Genomic DNA, 18,876 nt, shown 5'->3' on the forward strand with positions numbered 1-18,876 from the left:
CCAGACCCGTCAGACCTCTTCGACGCTGCTCGGCTCGCGCCGGGACAGGTCGATGCCGAGCTCCTCCGCAGCGCGGAAGACGTCCTCGTCGGTGTCGCGCATCTCGATGGACATGCCGTCCGAGGACAGCACCTCCACGTTGAGGCACAGGGACTGCATCTCCTTGATGAGCACCTTGAAGGACTCGGGGATGCCGGGCTCGGGGATGTTCTCGCCCTTGACGATGGCCTCGTAGACCTTCACGCGGCCGGTGACGTCGTCGGACTTGATGGTCAGCAGCTCCTGGAGGGCGTACGCGGCGCCGTAAGCCTCCAGCGCCCACACCTCCATCTCACCGAAGCGCTGGCCACCGAACTGAGCCTTACCACCCAGCGGCTGCTGGGTGATCATCGAGTACGGACCGGTCGAACGGGCGTGCAGCTTGTCGTCGACCAGGTGGTGGAGCTTGAGGATGTACATGTACCCGACCGAGATCGGGTCCGGGAACGGCTCGCCGGAGCGGCCGTCGAACAGCCGGGCCTTGCCGGACGGGAGCACCATGCGCTCGCCGTCGCGGTTCGGGATGGTGTGCTGCAGCAGACCGGCCAGCTCATCCTCACGCGCACCGTCGAAGACGGGGGTGGCGACGTTGGTGCCGGGCTCGACCTGGTCGGCGCCGATGGCCTGGAGGCGCTGCGCCCACTCGTCCGCGAGACCGGAGACGTCCCAGCCACGGCTGGCGAGCCAGCCGAGGTGGATCTCCAGGACCTGTCCCGGGTTCATTCGGGACGGGACACCCAGCGGGTTGAGGATGATGTCGACCGGGGTGCCGTCCTCCAGGAACGGCATGTCCTCGATCGGCAGGATCTTGGAGATGACACCCTTGTTGCCGTGACGGCCGGCGAGCTTGTCACCGTCGGTGATCTTGCGCTTCTGCGCGACGTACACGCGCACGAGCTGGTTCACACCGGGGGGAAGCTCGTCGCCCTCCTCGCGGTCGAAGACGCGGACGCCGATGACCTTGCCGGTCTCGCCGTGCGGCACCTTCAGCGAGGTGTCACGGACCTCACGGGCCTTCTCACCGAAGATCGCGCGGAGCAGGCGCTCCTCCGGGGTCAGCTCGGTCTCACCCTTGGGCGTGACCTTGCCGACGAGGATGTCACCGGCGACGACCTCGGCACCGATCCGGATGATGCCGCGCTCGTCGAGGTCGGCGAGGACCTCCTCGGAGACGTTCGGGATGTCCCGGGTGATCTCCTCCGGGCCGAGCTTGGTGTCACGGGCGTCGACCTCGTGCTCCTCGATGTGGATCGAGGAGAGGACGTCGTCCTGCACGAGGCGCTGCGACAGGATGATCGCGTCCTCGTAGTTGTGACCCTCCCACGGCATGAACGCGACCAGCAGGTTCTTGCCGAGCGCCATCTCACCGTTCTCGGTGGCGGGGCCGTCGGCGAGGACCTGGCCCTCGATCACGCGGTCACCCTCGGAGACGATGACCTTCTGGTTGACCGAGGTGCCCTGGTTGGAGCGCGAGAACTTGGCGACGCGGTACGTGGTGTACGTGCCGTCGTCGTTGGCGACGGTGATGTAGTCGGCCGAAACCTCCTGGATCACACCGTCCTTCTCGGCCTTGATGACGTCGCCGGCGTCGGTGGCACAGCGGTACTCCATGCCGGTACCGACCAGCGGCGCCTCCGCCTTGATGAGCGGAACGGCCTGGCGCATCATGTTCGCGCCCATGAGGGCACGGTTGGCGTCGTCGTGCTCGAGGAACGGGATCATGGCGGTCGCGACCGACACCATCTGGCGCGGCGAGACGTCCATGTAGTCCACGTCGTCGGGCGCGACGTAGTCGACCTCACCACCGCGACGGCGGACCAGGACGCGGTTCTCGGCGAACCGGAGCTCCTCGGTCAGCGGCGCGTTGGCCTGGGCGATGACGAAGCGGTCCTCTTCGTCGGCGGTCAGGTAGTCGACCTCGTCGGTGACCTGGCCGTCGACGACCTTGCGGTACGGCGTCTCGACGAAACCGAACGCGTTGACGCGTCCGTACGAGGCGAGCGAACCGATCAGACCGATGTTCGGGCCTTCGGGGGTCTCGATCGGGCACATACGGCCGTAGTGAGACGGGTGCACGTCACGGACCTCGAAGCCGGCCCGCTCACGGGAGAGACCACCCGGGCCAAGCGCCGACAGACGGCGCTTGTGGGTGAGACCCGACAGCGGGTTGTTCTGGTCCATGAACTGCGAGAGCTGGCTGGTGCCGAAGAACTCCTTGATGGAGGCGACGACCGGCCGGATGTTGATCAGGGTCTGCGGCGTGATCGCCTCGACGTCCTGGGTCGTCATGCGCTCGCGCACGACGCGCTCCATACGAGCCAGACCCGTACGGACCTGGTTCTGGATGAGCTCGCCGACATTGCGCAGACGACGGTTGCCGAAGTGGTCGATGTCGTCGGTCTCGACGACGATCTGCGTGCCGTTCTCGCCGATCGTCTCGGTCTCGCCCGCGTGGAGCTTCACCAGGTACTTGATCGTGGCGATGATGTCGTCGGTGGTGAGCACACCGGCGTCCAGCGGCTCGTCGGCGCCGAGCTTCTTGTTCACCTTGTAGCGGCCGACCTTGGCGAGGTCGTAGCGCTTGGGGTTGAAGTAGAGGTTCTCGAGCAGCGTCTGAGCGGCCTCGCGCGTCGGCGGCTCGCCCGGGCGCAGCTTGCGGTAGATGTCGAGCAGCGCGTCGTCCTGGCCCTGGGTGTGGTCCTTCTCCAGGGTGGCGCGCATGGACTCGTACTCGCCGAACTCCTGGAGGATCTGCTCGGTGGTCCAGCCGAGCGCCTTGAGGAGGACGGTCACGGACTGCTTGCGCTTGCGGTCGATGCGGACACCGACCATGTCGCGCTTGTCGATCTCCATCTCCAGCCAGGCACCCCGGGACGGGATGATCTTGGCGGAGAAGATGTCCTTGTCGGACGTCTTGTCGATGGAGGAGTCGAAGTACACACCCGGCGAGCGGACGAGCTGCGACACCACGACACGCTCGGTGCCGTTGATGACGAACGTTCCCTTGTTGGTCATGAGCGGGAAGTCGCCCATGAAGACCGTCTGGGACTTGATCTCGCCGGTCTCGTTGTTGGTGAACTCGGCCGTGACGAAGAGCGGCGCGGCGTACGTGAAGTCGCGCTCCTTGCACTCGTCGATCGAGTTCTTCGGGGGCTCGAAGCGGTGGTCGCGGAAGGTCAGCGACATCGACCCGGAGAAGTCCTCGATCGGAGAGATCTCCTCGAAGATCTCCTCCAGACCGGACTTGGTGGGGACGTCCTGTCCGGACTCCAGAGCCGCCTCGACACGAGCCTTCCACGCGGCGTTGCCGAGCAGCCAGTCAAAGCTCTCGGTCTGCAGCGCGAGGAGGTTCGGAACCTCGAGGGGCTCCTTGATCTTTGCAAAGGAGATGCGCAGCGGGGCGGTGCTTGCGCCGTTGTTCGTATTCGCGGTCGAGGCGTTGCGCGAGGCGGCCAAGAGGGGGTCCTTCCGAGGGCTCGGACTCACTACGCGCGTACCGGTCCCACGCCGGACACGGAGACAGACTTCCTGATTTCAGCCAAAAGGCCTGGTCAGGGCATTCGGTCAACTGTGCTCTTGCGAGGGGATGCCCCTGGTGACGGGCAGGGGGCAGCTAACAGGCAGCGCAAAGGGTCAGTGTAGCCACTTGGCCCACTGATGTCCAGGGCGAGTAAATCGCGACCCTCGTTGTTCTCAACTCCGCGGCACCTCGCGCCGTTGGCGCACATCGATACTGCCCGTTCGGCCGTCGATCCATGCCTCGGATCCGGATCGTTGTGACGGCGCGTCCTGAGAATTGCGCGCGGCGTGCGGTTCGTCAAGGCCCCCAGCCGTGTGGGGCCATGTGGGGCGCACGGCGAAGATCACCATACTCCGCGCTGGGCTCAGCGCAAGGCAGGCGTCACGGCAACGCCGAAGGGCGACCACCCGGATGGGTGATCGCCCTTCGAAACGCCCTGTGAGGGCGTCATACGTGAGTCAGGAGACTCGCAAGGTCACTTGACCTCGACGGAGGCGCCGGCGCCCTCGAGGGCCTCCTTGGCCTTGTCGGCAGCGTCCTTGGCGACCTTCTCGAGGACCGGCTTCGGGGTGCCGTCGACGAGGTCCTTGGCCTCCTTCAGACCCAGGGAGGTCAGCTCGCGCACGACCTTGATGACCTGGATCTTCTTGTCGCCGGCGCCGGTGAGGATGACGTCGAACTCGTCCTTCTCCTCGACGGCGGCGGCACCCTCGCCACCACCCTGGGCAGCGGCGGCAACGGCGACCGGGGCGGCAGCGGTGACGTCGAACTTCTCCTCGAACGCCTTCACGAACTCGGAGAGCTCGATGAGGGTCATCTCCTCGAACTGCGCGAGCAGGTCTTCCTGAGACAGCTTCGCCATGATGGCGGTCCTTCCACTAAATCGGCTGGTGCCGGGTGTACATGTGAGGCGGGCGTACGTTGGGCCCGCTGCGACCGCCGCCCTAGCGGGCCACGGTCAATGCGCGAGCCGAATTACTCGGCACCGCCCTGCTCGGCCTGCTTGGCACGAAGCGCCTCCGCGGTGCGGATGAACTTCGAGGGAAGCGCCTGGAAGAGCGCGGCAGTCTGGGACTGCTTGCCCTTCATGGCGCCCGCCAGCTTGGCGAGCAGAACCTCGCGGGACTCGAGGTCCGCAAGCTTCTTGATCTCATCGGCGGAGAGCGCCTTACCCTCAAGGACACCGCCCTTGATGATCAGGTTCGGGTTCTCCTTGGCGAAGTCACGAAGACCCTTCGCCGACTCCACCGGGTCACCGGTGATGAAGGCGACAGCCGTCGGACCAGTGAACTGGTCGTCGAGCGTCGTGATCCCGGCCTCGTTGGCCGCAATCTTGGTCAGCGTGTTCTTCACCACGGCGTACTGGGCGTTCTCACCGAGCGAACGGCGCAGCGTCTTGAGCTGTGCCACGGTGAGACCGCGGTACTCGGTCAGCACGGCGGCGTTCGAGCTGCGGAACTTGTCCGTCAGCTCGGCAACCGCAGCAGACTTGTCGGGCCTCGCCATGAGCCTCGGCCTCCTTCCGGGTGATTCGGACCGCGTGGGCTGAAGGAAGGAGACTGGGCAAAACGAAACGCCCCGGCGCAGGCGCACGGGGCGTGACTCAACCGGATCGGAATCCGGGAGTACATCCACTGTCACCTACGCGGGTCGTCCGCAGCTAGCGGATCCTTCGGCCGCCGCGACTCTGACGAGCGCAGCAACGACCAGCGGTCTTTGGCTTCTGTGGAAGAGTACGGGACCGCCCCGACGTCAAGCAAATCGGGACCAAGCGGGGGGCCTCAGGCGCCCCGGCCGGCCTCCGTCGCCGGGTCGTACACGTCGGCGGCGGGCGGCGCCTCGACCGTGACGGCCTTGTTGACCTCCAGGAACTTGGTCAGCATGTCCATCTTCCCGGAGTCGGTGCCGGCCCGGACCCGGAACTGGGTCGTGCGGTCGTCCTCGCCGATCCAGATGTCCATGGTCATCCGGTCGATGCCGAGCTTCTCGAAGCGCTCCAGGCTCTTCTGCTTGCGCGCCTTGACCGCCGGGTCCTTGCCCTTGAGGCTGTCGCGCATCTGCCCCAGCGTGACCGTGCCGGCGTAGTGCGCGGTCCGCTTGCCGTCGACCGTCTCCTCACCGACCCGCTTCAGGTCCTTGGAGCCGCTCAGGAAGTTGATCTGGGCCGACGGATCGCTGTCGCCGCCCTGGCCGGACAGGCCCTCGAAGCCGCCACCCTTCTCGGTGAGCTTCGACATGTCGAGCTTGAACCACTTCTTGCCCTTGCCGGCCGCTTCGGCGAGCGGGCCGCCCATGTACATGACGCCGCCGGTGAGGCGCATCTCCATCCCCTGGCCCGGCTGGTCCGAGAAGCGCTGGGTCATCGACATGGCGAGCGGCTTCTTGCTGAACTTCGCGTCCATCTCGATGCGCTGCCGGCCGGGCATCTCCCCCGTCATGCGGTACGTGACGGAGTTGATCTCCTCGCTGCGCTCCACGGCCTTGTTGACGGCCGTCTGCGCCGCGTGGTCCGGCCCCACGTCAGCGGTGGCGGACCGGGAAGGGGTGCTACGGGCCTCCGGCCGCCCGTCGCCGCCCCCGTCGCTCTGGCACGCGGTCGTTCCGCACAGCAGGGCACCGGCCAGGACGGCCCCGGCGGCGCCGCGGTACTTCGCCTTCACATTCCCCCCAGAAAGAACACATGATCCAATTCCCCTGAACCCTACTGGCGAGTAACGGGCCGGGCACGCGAAAAAACGGCCCCCGCTGCTCCGGAGAGCTGCGGGGGCCGCTTCAGTACGCGCTACGCGACCGCGACTGCCGTCAGGATCAGACGGCGGCCGGGTCCTCCTCGACGAGGAGGTTGCGGGTGCGGTTCGGGTCCAGCGGGATGCCGGGGCCCATCGTGGTGGTGAGGGTCGCCTTCTTGATGTAGCGGCCCTTCGCGGCGGACGGCTTCAGACGGAGGATCTCCTCCAGCGCCGCCGCGTAGTTCTCGACCAGCTTCGTCTCGTCGAAGGAAACCTTGCCGATGATGAAGTGGAGGTTCGAGTGCTTGTCGACGCGGAACTCGATCTTGCCGCCCTTGATGTCGTTGACAGCCTTGGCGACATCCATGGTGACGGTGCCGGTCTTCGGGTTCGGCATCAGACCACGCGGGCCGAGGACGCGGCCGAGGCGGCCGACCTTGCCCATGAGGTCCGGGGTGGCGACGACCGCGTCGAACTCGTTCAGGCGGTTGCCCTTGGAGATCTCGTCGATCAGTTCGTCGGAGCCGACGATGTCGGCGCCCGCGGCTTCCGCGGCCGCAGCACGGTCACCGGTCGCGAAGACCAGGACCCGGGCGGTCTTACCGGTGCCGTGCGGAAGGTTCACGGTGCCACGGACCATCTGGTCGGCCTTGCGCGGGTCAACGCCCAGGCGGAAGGCGACCTCGACGGTGCCGTCGAACTTGGTGGTGGCGGTGTCCTTGGCGAGACGGACGGCCTCGAGGGGGGCGTAGTTACGCTCCCGGTCGACCTTGGCGTCCGCGCCGCGGAGTGCCTTGCTGCGCTTCACTGCTTCTCCTGGTGTGGTTCAGGTGTGGAGTTGTGGTCCGGGCCAGCGCGTGGCCCTCCCACAGGTCAGACGGGGCTGCTCAGCCCTCGACCGTGATGCCCATGGAGCGGGCGGTGCCGGCGATGATCTTTTCGGCGGCGTCCAGGTCGTTGGCGTTCAGGTCGGGCAGCTTGACCGAGGCGATCTCGCGGACCTGGGCGCTCGTGAGCTTGGCGACCTTGGTCTTGTGCGGCTCGCCGGAGCCCTTGTCCACACCCGCGGCCTTGAGGATCAGCTTGGCGGCCGGCGGAGTCTTGGTGATGAAGGTGAAGGAACGGTCCTCGTAGACCGTGATCTCCACCGGCACGACCATGCCACGCTGCGACTCGGTCGCGGCGTTGTAGGCCTTGCAGAACTCCATGATGTTGACGCCGTGCTGACCCAGGGCGGGGCCGACCGGCGGAGCCGGGTTGGCCGCACCGGCCTGGATCTGGAGCTTGATAAGCCCCGTGACCTTCTTCTTCTTGGGAGGCATTGCTCTCTCCGGGTCCTAGTGAGAGTTTTCAGCCGCCATCCGACATCATCCGGATGGAGGCATACCGCACAACGATAACGGGTATAGCCGCGCGGCCAAAAACCGAGCAGGTCAGAACGGGCGCGAAACCCGGTCTGACCTGTTCGGAAGCGTGTATGCGATCAGTTCTTCTGGATCTGGTCGAAGCTCAGCTCGACCGGGGTCTCGCGGCCGAAGATCTCGACGAGGCCCTTGACCTTCTTCGAGTCGGCGTTGATCTCGTTGATCGTGGCCTGGAGCGTGGCGAACGGACCGTCGGTGACGGTGACCGAGTCGCCGACCTCGAAGTCCAGCACCTGGACCTCGACCTTGCGGGCCGGAGCCGGCTTGCCCTCGGCCTCGGCGGCCTCGCGGGCGGCCTTCTCCTCGGCCTCCGGGGCGAGCATCTTGACGATCTCGTCCAGGGTCAGCGGGTACGGGTCGTAGGCGTTGCCCACGAAGCCGGTGACGCCGGGGGTGTTGCGGACGACGCCCCAGGACTCGTTCGTCAGATCCATGCGGACCAGAACGTAACCGGGCAGCTTGTTCTGCCGGACGTTCTTGCGCTCGCCGTTCTTGATCTGGACGATCTCTTCCTCGGGCACCTCGGCCTGGTAGATGAAGTCCTCGACGTTCAGCGAGACGGCACGCTGCTCCAGGTTGGCCTTCACGCGCTTCTCGTAGCCCGCGTAGGTGTGGATGACGTACCACTCGCCGGGCAGACCGCGCAGCTCGTCGCGGAGCGCGGCGATCGGGTCGACCGGAGCCTCGGGCTCCTCCTCGGCCTCGGCCTCGTCGGCGGCCTCGGCGGTCTCCTCGTCGGCGCCCTCGACCTCGGCGGTCTCGTCGGCCCCGGCCTCTACGGCCTCGTCGTCCGCGGCCTCGTCCTCGACGTGGAGCGCGTCCTCTTCGGCGGCCTCGCCGACAGCGGCGTCCGCAGCTTCCGCCTGGTCCTCGTCGGCCGCCTCGACGACGTCGAGCTCGTCCTGGGCGGACTCGTTCAGGTTCGGGTCAGACACGGTGGCTGCTTCTTCCTGGATACAGATGGGGTGGAACATGCGAAAAGGGGCGCCGGGGTGGGCGCCCTCCGCGGGAATCAGCCGAAGACGTACTTGACTGCTTCCTGGAAGCCGAGATCAATCACGGTCACCAGACCGATCATGATGACGACGAAGACGATAACGACCGTCGTGTACGTCGTGAGCTGGCTGCGCGTCGGCCAGACGACCTTGCGCAGCTCGGCGACGATCTGACGGTAGAAGAGCGCGAGACGGCCCAGCGGGCCCTTCTTTCCGCGCTTGCCGCCCTTACGGCCCTTCTTCTTCGACTCCTGCGCGTCCTCGGCATCAGGCATGTCGATGGAGCCTACGGCGTCCGTCACGTCTCTCACCTGATTCCGGGTCGGCCGTGCCGCGCCCGGGTGGAGCCGCACGGCGGTGCAATGAAGTACATACCTGCGCACACAACCTGGCGGTGTGTGTAGCAGGGCCGGAGGGACTTGAACCCCCAACCGCCGGTTTTGGAGACCGGTGCTCTACCAATTGAGCTACGACCCTTTGTGGTTCTCCCCCAACCTACCGCATCCATGATGGTGGTCGGTGAGGGCCAACGAGCAGAGAGTGTACGTGGTCAGCGGCCCCGCGTCGAACAGATAGCTCCTGACACGGCCCGCGCACCCCGCCGTCCGTCCGCCGTCCGTCCGCCCTCCGCCCCGCTGTCCGTACAGCGAAACCTGTGTGCCGCGCCCTTTCGGGGTCTGGGACGATGGGCCGCATGAGCGCTGCAACCCCTCCCACCGAGCGCCGGGTCTCCGCCCGAATCGGCGCGATCTCCGAGTCCGCGACCCTCGCCGTCGACGCCAAGGCCAAGGCCCTCAAGGCCGCCGGGCGTCCGGTGATCGGCTTCGGCGCGGGTGAGCCGGACTTCCCGACTCCCGACTACATCGTCGAGGCCGCGATCGAGGCCTGCCGCAACCCGAAGTACCACCGCTACACGCCGGCCGGCGGCCTGCCCGAGCTGAAGGCCGCCATCGCCGCGAAGACGCTGCGGGACTCCGGTTACGAGGTCGACGCCTCCCAGGTCCTGGTGACCAACGGCGGCAAGCAGGCGATCTACGAGGCGTTCGCCGCGATCCTGGACCCGGGCGACGAGGTCATCGTCCCGGCTCCGTACTGGACGACGTACCCGGAGTCGATCCGGCTCGCCGGCGGTGTGCCGGTGGAGGTCGTCGCCGACGAGACCACCGGCTACCGGGTCTCCGTCGAGCAGCTCGAGGCGGCCCGCACTGAGCGGACCAAGGTGGTCCTCTTCGTCTCCCCGTCCAACCCGACCGGCGCCGTCTACAGCGAGGCCGACGCCGAGGCGATCGGCCGCTGGGCCGTCGAGCACGGCCTGTGGGTGCTGACGGACGAGATCTACGAGCACCTCGTCTACGGCGACGCGAAGTTCACCTCGCTCCCGGCGATCGTGCCCGAGCTGCGCGACAAGTGCATCGTCGTCAACGGCGTGGCCAAGACGTACGCCATGACCGGCTGGCGCGTGGGGTGGATCGTCGGCCCCAAGGACGTGGTGAAGGCCGCGACCAACCTCCAGTCGCACGCCACGTCGAACGTGTCGAACGTCGCACAGGTCGCCGCGCTGGCCGCCGTCTCCGGCAGCCTGGACGCGGTCGCGGAGATGCGCGGCGCCTTCGACCGCCGCCGTCAGACGATCGTGCGGATGCTCAACGAGATCGAGGGCGTGTACTGCCCGACGCCCGAGGGCGCCTTCTACGCGTACCCCTCGGTGAAGGGCCTGCTGGGCAAGGAGATCCGCGGCAAGCGCCCGCAGACCTCCGTGGAGCTGGCGGCGCTGATCCTGGACGAGGCCGAGGTGGCGGTCGTCCCGGGCGAGGCGTTCGGTACGCCGGGCTACCTGCGGCTGTCGTACGCCCTGGGCGACGAGGACCTGGTCGAGGGCGTGTCGCGGATGCAGAAGCTGCTGGCGGAAGCGCGCGACTGACACCACATACGGATTTCCGTAGGTGAGGAGCGGGCCCCGGCGGGGCCCGCTTTTCCGTTCCCGCAAACACCCGATCGGTGAAAGGGGCTGCCGCCCGGCCGGGGGTTTTGGCAAGATCCCGGGATGCTGCACTTTTCAGGGGGACACCCCCCGAGCCCCCCGAACGTACGAGATCTGCGGCTGCTGCCCAAGGCCCATCTGCACCTGCACTTCACCGGGTCGATGCGGCCCGCGACCTTGCTGGAGCTCGCCGACAAGTACGGCGTCCATCTGCCCGAGGCGCTGACCGGGGGTGAGCCTCCGAAGCTGCGGGCGACCGACGAGCGGGGCTGGTTCCGCTTCCAGCGGCTGTACGACATCGCCCGGTCCTGTCTGCGCGCGCCGGAGGACATCCAGCGGCTGGTGCGCGAGACGGCCGAGGAGGACGTGCGCGACGGGTCGGGGTGGCTGGAGATCCAGGTCGACCCGACGTCGTACGCGCCCCGGCTGGGAGGGCTGATCCCGGCGCTGGAGATCATCCTGGACGCGGTGGAGAGCGCCTCGCGGGAGACCGGGCTCGGGATGCGGGTGCTGGTGGCGGCGAACCGCATGAAGCACCCCCTGGACGCCCGTACGCTCGCCCGGCTCGCGGTCCGGTACGCGGACCGGGGCGTGGTCGGCTTCGGGCTGTCGAACGACGAGCGGCGCGGCATGGCACGCGACTTCGACCGGGCGTTCGCGATCGCGCGGGAGGGCGGGCTGCTGGCGGCGCCGCACGGGGGCGAGCTGACCGGCCCCGCCTCCGTACGGGACTGCCTGGACGACCTGCGGGCGGCGCGCATCGGGCACGGGGTGCGGGCGGCGGAGGACCCGCGGCTGCTGCGACGGCTGGCCGAGAAGGGCGTGACGTGCGAGGTGTGCCCCGCGTCGAACGTGGCGCTGGGCGTGTACGAGAAGCCCGAGGACGTGCCGCTGCGGACGCTGTACGAGGCCGGGGTGCCGATGGCGCTCGGCGCGGACGACCCGCTGCTGTTCGGCTCGCGGCTGGCGGCGCAGTACGAGATCGCGCGCGTGCACCACGGTTTCACCGACGAGGAGCTGGCGGAACTGGCCCGCCAGTCGGTGCGCGGCTCGGCGGCCCCCGAGGACGTCAGGGCGAAGCTGCTGGCGGGCGTCGACGACTGGCTCGCCGGATAGGACTTCAGGCGATCCCGGCGAGCAGCGTGCGGGCGAGGGCCGCGGCGAAGGCGTCCACGTCCTGCGGGGGCTTCTTGCCGACCACCGCGTCGTACGCGAAGGCGCGCTGCGCGCAGGCGCCGAGGAGCAGGGAGGCCGCCGCGAAGGTGTCGGCGTCGGCGCGGATGCGGCCGGCGTCGCGTTCGGCCCGCAGGTAGGCGTCCAGGGCCTCGATGGGCATGTGCGGTCCGGTGCCGAGGTCGCGCATGGCGGCGTCGTGGCGGGCCTTGAGCCGGGTCTCGGCGTAGAGGGATGCGGCGATCGGGAAGCTCTCGGCGTAGAAGTGCGCGGCCCGGCGGGCGATCTCGGTGAGGTTCTCCTCGACGGTGTGCTCGCCGGGGTCGGTGGTGAGGCTGTGCAGCAGCGGCGCGAGGCGGGGCAGGCGCTCGCGGAGGACGCCGATGAACAGCTCTTCCTTGCTGCCGTAGTACTTGTACAGCGCCGCCTCGGAGCACTGGGCCGCCTTGGCGATCTCCTTGGTGGTGGTACGGGCCAGGCCGACGCTGAGCCACAGCTCGTGGGCGGCGTCGAGGATGCGTTCCCGGGCGGGTTTGGCGCTTGACGGGTGAGTGGTCACCCACCCACCCTAGTGGTGAGTGAGCACTCACCCACCTTGGAGGGGCGTTATGGAGCTGACCGTGTTCGGGGCGACCGGGGGCATCGGGCAGGAGATCGTCAGGCAGGGCCTGGCGGCGGGTCACCACGTCACGGCGGTGGTGCGCGACCCGGCGCGGCTCGCGGTGACGGGCGAGCGCCTGAAGGTGGTCGCCGCCGCCCGGTTCGAGGACCCGGAGTCACTGCGGCCGGCGGTCGCGGGGCGGGACGCGGTGCTGTCCGGGCTGGGCCCGCGTACCCGTAAGCACGTCGGTATCGCCTCGGCCCTGACGCGCCCGGTCCTGAGGGCGCTGGAGGCGGAGGGCACGCGGCGGTTCCTCGCGGTGAGCGCGGCGCCGCTCGGCCCCGTACCGGCGGACGAGACGCTCTTCCTGCGCATCGCCACCCCGATCGTCTCGCGCGTGCTGCGGGCCCACTACGACGACCTGCGGGTCATGGAGGACGAGATGCGCCGCAGCGCGACGGACTGGACGTCGGTGCGGCCGCCGCAGCTCCTCGACGCACCGCTGACCGGCCGGTACCGCACGGCGGTCGGCACCGGTCTGCGGGGCGGCGCCAGGATCGCGCGGGCCGACGTGGCGCACGCGATGCTGGCGATGATCGACGACCCGGCGACCGTGAAGCAGCCGGTGGCGGTCGCGTACTGACCGCCCGCGCCGGTGGTCAGAGGCTGACGCCGACCGTCACGGGCTCGTTGACCAGCGTGACGCCGAAGGCGTCCTGGACGCCCGCGACGACCTCGCGGGCCAGGGCCAGCAGGTCCTCGGTGGTGGCCTCGCCCCGGTTGGTGAGGGCGAGGGTGTGCTTGGTGGAGATACGGGCGGGCCCGGTGCCGTACCCCTTGGTGAAGCCCGCCTTGTCGATCAGCCAGGCCGCCGAGGTCTTCACCCGGCCGTCGTCGCCGGCCGGGAAGGCGGGCGGGGTGACGTCCGGCCCGAGGCGGTCACGGACGCGGCCGAGGAACTCCTCGTACTGCTCCCGCTCCAGGATCGGGTTGGTGAAGAACGAGCCGGCCGACCAGGTGTCGTGGTCCTCCGGGTCCAGGACCATGCCCTTGCCCGCCCGCAGCTTCAGCACCGTCTCGCGCGCGGTGGCGGCCGGAACGCGGTCGCCGGGCTCGACGCCGAGCACGCGGGCCGTCTCGGCGTACCTGATGGGCGCGCTCAGGCCCCCCGCGTCCTCCAGCTCGAAGCGGACGCGCAGCACGACGAACCGGTCGGGGTCGGCCTTGAAGCGGCTGTGGCGGTACGAGAAGTCGCACTCGGCGTTCGGGATCGTCACCGTCTCGCCCGCGCGGCGGTCGTACGCCACGACCTCCGTGATGGTGGCCGAGACCTCCTGGCCGTACGCCCCCACGTTCTGGATGGGCGTGGCGCCCGCCGAGCCGGGGATACCGGCCAGGCACTCGATGCCCGCGAGGCCCGCCTCGACCGTGCGGGCCACGGCGTCCGTCCACACCTCGCCCGCCGCGAGCTCCAGCCGGGTGCCCTCCAGGGCAAAGCCCCGGGTGGCGATGCGCAGGGCGGTGCCGTCGAAGCCCTTGTCCCCGATCACCAGGTTGGACCCGCCACCGATGACCAGCAGCGGCGTCCCGGTCTCGTCCGCCTCCCGCACGGCGGCCACGACCTCGTCGTCGGTCGTGGCCGTGACGAGCCGGGTGGCGGGGCCACCGAGCCGGAAGGTGGTCAGCGGGGCGAGGGGAGCGTCATGGATTTCCTGCACGCGCCCAAGACTACGGTGCCCCTCCGACACCCCCGCCAGGACCGGAACGCGCGGGCCACGGCCCGGGCCACGGCGGGCGAGGTGGCGGACGTCGGCCGCGTGGCGAAGGTCACGGGAGTGGGGGCGGATCAGGGGTGGGGGCGGACGTCGCGGGGCGCCCGCGTGGGGGACATGTCCGCGGCGCAGGCCGCAGTGCCCGGCGCGGCCCGCCGCCCGCCGCCCAGGTGGCCTTCCTGCGGGGCGCGGCCCCTCCCGCGAACCCGGCCCGGCCGCAGGGGCGCCCGCCGAGGCCCGTGCGGCGCTCGCGGGGGCGCCGCGCGGGCGGATGGTCCCGACCCCCACGGCGCCCCGTCGGCGCTGCGCGCCGTTACGCGAGCCTGCGCGCCGTTACGCGAGCCGCACCACGGCGCGGGACATGCCCAGGACCTTCTGGCCACCGCTCATGGCGGTCAGGTCCACGCGTACGCGGTTGTCGTCCAGCTTCGCGGCGACCTTGCCGCTGACCTCGATCAGGGCGCCCGCCTCGTCGTTCGGCACGACGACCGGCTTGGTGAACCGCACCCCGTACTCCACGACCGCGCCGGGGTCGCCGGCCCAGTCGGTCACCACGCGGATCGCCTCGGCCATCGTGAACATGCCGTGCGCGATGACGTCGGGCAGTCCGACCTCCTTGGCGAACTTCTCGTTCCAGTGGATCGGGTTGAAGTCCCCCGAGGCGCCCGCGTACCGCACCAGCGTGGCGCGCGTCACGGGAAAGCTCTGTGCCGGCAGCTCGGTGCCGACCTCGACCTCGTCGAATGCGATCTTCGCGGTCATCGCCTCACGCCTCCTCTGCCGCCGCACGGGCCACGAGCTTCGTCCACGCGGTCACCACGTGCTCACCGGCCTCGTCGTGGACCTCACCGCGGATATCGAGAATGTCGTTCCCAGCGAGCGACTTGATCGCCTCGATGGTCGAGGTGACCGTCAGCCGGTCCCCCGCCCGTACCGGCCGGGTGTACGCGAATTTCTGGTCACCGTGCACCACGCGGCTGTAGTCCAGCCCGAGCTGCGGGTCGGCGATCACGTCACCCGCGGCCTTGAACGTGATGGCGAACACAAAGGTCGGCGGCGCGATCACATCCGAGTGGCCGAGCGCCTTGGCGGCCTCCGTGTCGGTGTAGGCCGGATTCGCGTCCCCGACCGCCTCGGCGAATTCGCGGATCTTTTCCCGGCCGACCTCGTACGGCGCGGTGGGCGGATAGGTCCGCCCCACGAAGGACTGATCGAGCGCCATGAACTCGCTACCTCCTGGGTCTGTCGTCGAACAAACGACACGAGGCCGCCCCCGACAGGGGACGGCCTCGTGTACGAGCCTGATTCAGCGCGTTTCGCGGTGCGCAGTGTGCGCGTTGCAGCGCGGGCAGTGCTTCTTCATCTCAAGACGGTCCGGGTTGTTACGCCGGTTCTTCTTGGTGATGTAGTTCCGCTCCTTGCACTCCACGCAGGCCAGCGTGATCTTCGGGCGGACGTCGGTGGCAGCCACGTGAGTGCTCCTATGACGGACGGATGGACGGATGAACGCAAGAAAGAGTAGCCGATCGAAGGACCGACCCTGCAATCGGCTACTGTCAGTAAGTAGCGGTGACCGGACTTGAACCGGTGACACAGCGATTATGAGCCGCTTGCTCTACCGACTGAGCTACACCGCTGCGATGCTGGATCCCCTCGCCCGAAGGCGAGGATCACCGAACATCAGAGCCCCAATACGGAATCGAACCGTAGACCTTCTCCTTACCATGGAGACGCTCTGCCGACTGAGCTATTGGGGCGAGCGATGAAGACATTACACGGTCGGCCGCCGTTCGCCCAAATCCGATTCCCGGCGGCTACCCCGCCACCGGCCGGCCACTCCCCGGACCCCTGATCCGGCACCGACTCCCGCGCCCCGTAGGCCACTCGTGTCCCACGCCAGTACGACTATTGCGCACCTCCTCGAAGGCCGGTCGGACGGCCCCTAGGCTCGCCTCACGCTGCGTGATCTTGCCCGTACGTCCGTACCCACGGCAGCCCCACGCACGGCCGCCGACGCACGGCAGCCCCACGCACGGCCCGCCCGTACGTACGGGCCGCCCGTACGCACGACGACCCCCGCCACGGATCACGCCCCGAGCCACCGAGCCCCCGAGCCGCCAGGAGCCCGATGTCCTCCGACAGCCAGCAGCCACAGCCACCCGAGGGCGCCACCGCCGACACCACGACGCTGCTGCTGTGCGGCGCCCGCCTCACCGACGGCCGGACCGTCGACGTACGGCTCAGCGGCGGGCGCATCGAAGCCGTGGGCACCGCGGGCAGCCTGCCCACCCACGGCGCCCGCGTCGACCTCGCCGGCTACCTGCTGCTGCCCGCCCCCGCCGAACCGCACGGCCACGCCGACACCGCGCTCAGCTCCGACTGCCCCGGCCCGGTCTCGTACGCCACCGAGGAGGTCCAGCGCCGCGCCACCGAGGCCGCCCTGCTCCAGCTCGGGCACGGCGCCACCGCGCTGCGCGCCCACGTCCGCATCGGCGACGTCCAGGGACTGGGCCCCCTGGAGGCGGTCCTCCAGGCCCGGCGCTCGCTGCGCGGGCTGGCCGACCTGACGACGGTCGCCGTGCCGCGCCTCCTGACCGGCGTGGCCGGCGCGGACGGCCTCGCGATGCTGCGCGACGCGGTCAAGATGGGCGCCGGTGTGGTGGGCGGCTGCCCGGACCTGGACCCGGACCCGGCCGGGTACGCGGAGGCCGTGCTGGAGGTGGCCGCCGAACACGGCTGCCCGGTGGACCTGCACACCGACGGTGACGACCCGGCGCGGCTCGCCCGGCTGGCGGCCATGGCGGGCGGGCTGCGGCCCGGGGTCACCATCGGACCGTGCGGGGCGCTGGGGCGGCTCCCGGAGGACGTGGCGGGGCGGGCGGCCGACCAGCTCGCCGCGGCCGGGGTGACGGTCGTGTGCCTGCCGCAGGGCAGTTGCGGCGGCACGGAGGTACGGGACGTCGCGCCCGTGCGGCTGCTGCGGGCGGCGGGGGTGCGGGTCGCGGCCGGGAGCGGGGCGCTGCGCGACGTGGCCAACCCGGTGGGGCGGGGCGATCCGCTGGAGGCGGCGTACCTGCTGGCCTCCCAGGGCGGGCTGCGGCCGGTGGAGGCGTACGGGGCGGTGAGCGGGGCGGCGCGGGAGGCGATGGGGCTACCCGCCGTGCGGGTGGAGGCGGGGTTCCCGGCGGAGCTGCTGGCGGTGCGCGGGGAGCGGCTGTCGGGCGTGCTGTCACTGGCGTACAGCAGAATCGTGGTGCACCGCGGTCGGGTGGTGGCGCGGACGAGCGCGGTGCGGGAGTACTGCGACTCGGCGGCGGCGCTCGAACTGCCGCGCCAGGGGCGGCCGGACGCGCGTCCGTGAGCGCTTTCGCCGTTTGGGTCGTACGGTCGAGAGCATGCGCATTGTCATCGCTGGAGGACACGGTCAGATCGCCCTGCGGCTGGAGCGGCTGCTCTCGGCGGGAGGGCACGAGGTCGCGGGCGTCATCCGCAATCCGGAACAGGCGGACGCGCTGCGCGAAGCGGGTGCCGAACCGGTCGTGATGGACCTGGAGTCGGCGTCCGTGGAGATGGTGGCGGCCGCGCTGACGGGGGCGGACGTGGTGGTCTTCGCGGCGGGCGCGGGCCCGGGCAGCGGCGCCGAGCGCAAGGCCACGGTGGACCGTGGCGCGGCGGTGCTGTGCGCGGACGCGGCGGAGCGGGCGGGTGTGCGGCGCTACATCGTCGTGTCGTCGATGGGCGCCGATCCGGACCGCCCGGGGGACGAGGTGTTCGACGCGTACCTGCGGGCGAAGGGTGCCGCGGACGACTACGTACGGGCCAAGCCCGGCCTGGACTGGACGATCCTCAAGCCCGGCATGCTGACGAACGACGCCGGGACCGGGCTCGTACGGCTGGAGGTGTCGACCGGGCGCGGGCCGGTGCCGCGCGACGACGTGGCGGCGGTGCTCGCCGAGTTGGTGGAGACGCCGGCGACGGCGGGGCTGACGCTGGAGCTGATCAGCGGCTCCGTGCCGGTGGCGGTCGCGGTGAAGGCCGTGGCGGGCGAGTGATGCGCTCCTTCCCCGAACCGGTCGTGGTGGAACGCCCGGAGCGGCCGTACGTCTTCATGCGCCGCTCCGTGACGATGGACCGTTTCGCGGAGATCGCCGACCGGCTGCCCGAGCTGGTGGGGTGGCTGGCGGCGCGGGGCATCGAGGTCGCGGACGCGCCGTTCTTCCGGTTCAACACCGTGGACATGAAGGGCGAGTCGGAGGTGGAGGCGGGCGTTCCGATCGCCTCGCCGCCCCCGTCCCTCCCTGAGCCGGAGGGCGACATCGGCGTGGCGCTGCTGCCGGCCGGCCGCTACGCCACGCTCACCCATGTCGGCCACCCGGACCGGCTGCTCGCGGCGGCGGCCGAACTGCGGCAGTGGGCGGACGACCGGGGCCTGGAGTGGGACATGCGGGAGGTGGACGGCGTCGAGCGGTGGGGCTGCCGCATCGAGTCGTACCGCACCGACCCCCGCGTGGAGCCGGACCCGTCCCGGTGGGAGACGGAACTGGCCTTCCGCCTGGCCGACTGAGCCCGCCGCCCCTGAGCTCGACCCTCGTACGAAAACGGCCCCTGATCCGCGTTTCCGCAGATCAGGGGCCGTTCATCG

At 69.8% G+C, this 18,876-nt stretch carries 19 protein-coding genes and 3 tRNA genes; 6 read left to right on the forward strand and 16 right to left on the reverse strand.

Annotated features, from left to right (window positions below; translation table 11 throughout):
* Nucleotides 1-9: 9 nt before the first annotated feature.
* From rpoB to ACZ46W_RS29835, 9 genes are all read right to left on the reverse strand, one after another.
* Complete coding sequence (rpoB, locus tag ACZ46W_RS29795; RefSeq protein WP_366130399.1) at nucleotides 10-3,495, reverse strand: DNA-directed RNA polymerase subunit beta; 3,486 nt, start codon at nucleotides 3,493-3,495, stop codon at nucleotides 10-12.
* Between the two features lie 539 nt (nucleotides 3,496-4,034).
* Nucleotides 4,035-4,421 (reverse strand): 50S ribosomal protein L7/L12, encoded by a 387-nt coding sequence (rplL, locus tag ACZ46W_RS29800; protein WP_468343976.1) that lies wholly within the window; start codon nucleotides 4,419-4,421, stop codon nucleotides 4,035-4,037.
* Nucleotides 4,422-4,534: 113 nt separating this feature from the next.
* Complete coding sequence (gene rplJ / locus ACZ46W_RS29805) at nucleotides 4,535-5,065, reverse strand: 50S ribosomal protein L10 (RefSeq protein ID WP_468343979.1); 531 nt, start codon at nucleotides 5,063-5,065, stop codon at nucleotides 4,535-4,537.
* A 275-nt stretch (nucleotides 5,066-5,340) separates the two neighbouring features.
* The gene (locus ACZ46W_RS29810; RefSeq protein ID WP_468343982.1) at nucleotides 5,341-6,219 is read right to left on the reverse strand and encodes an SCO4651 family lipoprotein; all 879 of its coding nucleotides are present in this window, start codon (nucleotides 6,217-6,219) and stop codon (nucleotides 5,341-5,343) included.
* 148 nt (nucleotides 6,220-6,367) lie between these two features.
* Nucleotides 6,368-7,096 carry a 50S ribosomal protein L1 gene (gene rplA / locus ACZ46W_RS29815; protein ID WP_468343985.1) on the reverse strand — a complete coding sequence of 243 codons (729 nt, stop codon included), beginning with the start codon at nucleotides 7,094-7,096 and terminating at the stop codon, nucleotides 6,368-6,370.
* A gap of 79 nt (nucleotides 7,097-7,175) precedes the next feature.
* Nucleotides 7,176-7,610: a 50S ribosomal protein L11 gene (gene rplK, locus ACZ46W_RS29820; protein ID WP_064069966.1), complete on the reverse strand. Its 435-nt coding sequence runs from the start codon at nucleotides 7,608-7,610 to the stop codon at nucleotides 7,176-7,178.
* A gap of 161 nt (nucleotides 7,611-7,771) precedes the next feature.
* Nucleotides 7,772-8,647 carry a transcription termination/antitermination protein NusG gene (gene nusG / locus ACZ46W_RS29825; RefSeq protein ID WP_468343989.1) on the reverse strand — a complete coding sequence of 292 codons (876 nt, stop codon included), beginning with the start codon at nucleotides 8,645-8,647 and terminating at the stop codon, nucleotides 7,772-7,774.
* Nucleotides 8,648-8,724: 77 nt separating this feature from the next.
* Nucleotides 8,725-9,009 (reverse strand): preprotein translocase subunit SecE, encoded by a 285-nt coding sequence (gene secE / locus ACZ46W_RS29830; RefSeq protein ID WP_126885176.1) that lies wholly within the window; start codon nucleotides 9,007-9,009, stop codon nucleotides 8,725-8,727.
* A 102-nt stretch (nucleotides 9,010-9,111) separates the two neighbouring features.
* Nucleotides 9,112-9,184, reverse strand: a tRNA-Trp gene (locus ACZ46W_RS29835).
* 217 nt (nucleotides 9,185-9,401) lie between these two features.
* Here ACZ46W_RS29835 and ACZ46W_RS29840 point away from each other — a divergent pair.
* Both ACZ46W_RS29840 and ACZ46W_RS29845 read left to right on the forward strand, forming a co-directional pair.
* Entirely contained in the window at nucleotides 9,402-10,628 is a 1,227-nt protein-coding gene (locus ACZ46W_RS29840; RefSeq protein ID WP_468343993.1) for a pyridoxal phosphate-dependent aminotransferase, read from the forward strand.
* Between the two features lie 123 nt (nucleotides 10,629-10,751).
* The gene (locus tag ACZ46W_RS29845) at nucleotides 10,752-11,804 is read left to right on the forward strand and encodes an adenosine deaminase (RefSeq protein ID WP_468343996.1); all 1,053 of its coding nucleotides are present in this window, start codon (nucleotides 10,752-10,754) and stop codon (nucleotides 11,802-11,804) included.
* Nucleotides 11,805-11,808: 4 nt separating this feature from the next.
* On the opposite strand, the gene ACZ46W_RS29850 is transcribed toward ACZ46W_RS29845, so the two are convergent.
* Nucleotides 11,809-12,420, reverse strand: coding sequence for a TetR/AcrR family transcriptional regulator (locus tag ACZ46W_RS29850; RefSeq protein WP_468343999.1), 612 nt, complete (start codon nucleotides 12,418-12,420; stop codon nucleotides 11,809-11,811).
* Between the two features lie 49 nt (nucleotides 12,421-12,469).
* Here ACZ46W_RS29850 and ACZ46W_RS29855 point away from each other — a divergent pair, with 49 nt between their 5' ends.
* Nucleotides 12,470-13,105 carry an NAD(P)-dependent oxidoreductase gene (locus ACZ46W_RS29855; protein ID WP_468344002.1) on the forward strand — a complete coding sequence of 212 codons (636 nt, stop codon included), beginning with the start codon at nucleotides 12,470-12,472 and terminating at the stop codon, nucleotides 13,103-13,105.
* Between the two features lie 16 nt (nucleotides 13,106-13,121).
* On the opposite strand, the gene ACZ46W_RS29860 is transcribed toward ACZ46W_RS29855, so the two are convergent.
* The 6 genes from ACZ46W_RS29860 to ACZ46W_RS29885 all read right to left on the reverse strand — a co-directional run bounded on the left by ACZ46W_RS29860 (nucleotide 13,122) and on the right by ACZ46W_RS29885 (nucleotide 15,991).
* Nucleotides 13,122-14,180: a UDP-N-acetylmuramate dehydrogenase gene (locus ACZ46W_RS29860; protein WP_468344005.1), complete on the reverse strand. Its 1,059-nt coding sequence runs from the start codon at nucleotides 14,178-14,180 to the stop codon at nucleotides 13,122-13,124.
* A 387-nt stretch (nucleotides 14,181-14,567) separates the two neighbouring features.
* On the reverse strand, nucleotides 14,568-14,996 hold the full coding sequence (locus ACZ46W_RS29865) for a MaoC family dehydratase (protein ID WP_468344008.1): 429 nt from the start codon (nucleotides 14,994-14,996) through the stop codon (nucleotides 14,568-14,570).
* Between the two features lie 4 nt (nucleotides 14,997-15,000).
* Nucleotides 15,001-15,456, reverse strand: a complete 456-nt coding sequence (locus tag ACZ46W_RS29870; RefSeq protein WP_468344011.1) for an FAS1-like dehydratase domain-containing protein — start codon at nucleotides 15,454-15,456, stop codon at nucleotides 15,001-15,003.
* An 84-nt stretch (nucleotides 15,457-15,540) separates the two neighbouring features.
* The gene (rpmG, locus tag ACZ46W_RS29875) at nucleotides 15,541-15,705 is read right to left on the reverse strand and encodes a 50S ribosomal protein L33 (RefSeq protein WP_003948671.1); all 165 of its coding nucleotides are present in this window, start codon (nucleotides 15,703-15,705) and stop codon (nucleotides 15,541-15,543) included.
* Nucleotides 15,706-15,798: 93 nt separating this feature from the next.
* A tRNA-Met gene (locus ACZ46W_RS29880) sits at nucleotides 15,799-15,871 on the reverse strand.
* Between the two features lie 47 nt (nucleotides 15,872-15,918).
* A tRNA-Thr gene (locus ACZ46W_RS29885) sits at nucleotides 15,919-15,991 on the reverse strand.
* A 371-nt stretch (nucleotides 15,992-16,362) separates the two neighbouring features.
* Between ACZ46W_RS29885 and ACZ46W_RS29890 the strand changes: the two genes are divergently transcribed.
* The 3 genes from ACZ46W_RS29890 to ACZ46W_RS29900 are packed head-to-tail and all read left to right on the forward strand — an operon-like array spanning nucleotide 16,363 to nucleotide 18,798.
* A complete protein-coding gene (locus ACZ46W_RS29890; protein ID WP_366130387.1) occupies nucleotides 16,363-17,595 on the forward strand; it encodes an amidohydrolase family protein in 1,233 nt (410 codons plus the stop codon).
* 34 nt (nucleotides 17,596-17,629) lie between these two features.
* Nucleotides 17,630-18,286, forward strand: coding sequence for an SDR family oxidoreductase (locus tag ACZ46W_RS29895; protein ID WP_468344015.1), 657 nt, complete (start codon nucleotides 17,630-17,632; stop codon nucleotides 18,284-18,286).
* Nucleotides 18,286-18,798 (forward strand): GyrI-like domain-containing protein, encoded by a 513-nt coding sequence (locus ACZ46W_RS29900; protein WP_468344017.1) that lies wholly within the window; start codon nucleotides 18,286-18,288, stop codon nucleotides 18,796-18,798. The genes ACZ46W_RS29895 and ACZ46W_RS29900 overlap by 1 nt, the downstream gene beginning before the upstream one ends.
* Nucleotides 18,799-18,876 lie beyond the last annotated feature (78 nt).

The organism is Streptomyces sp. NPDC031064 (genome assembly GCF_055570965.1).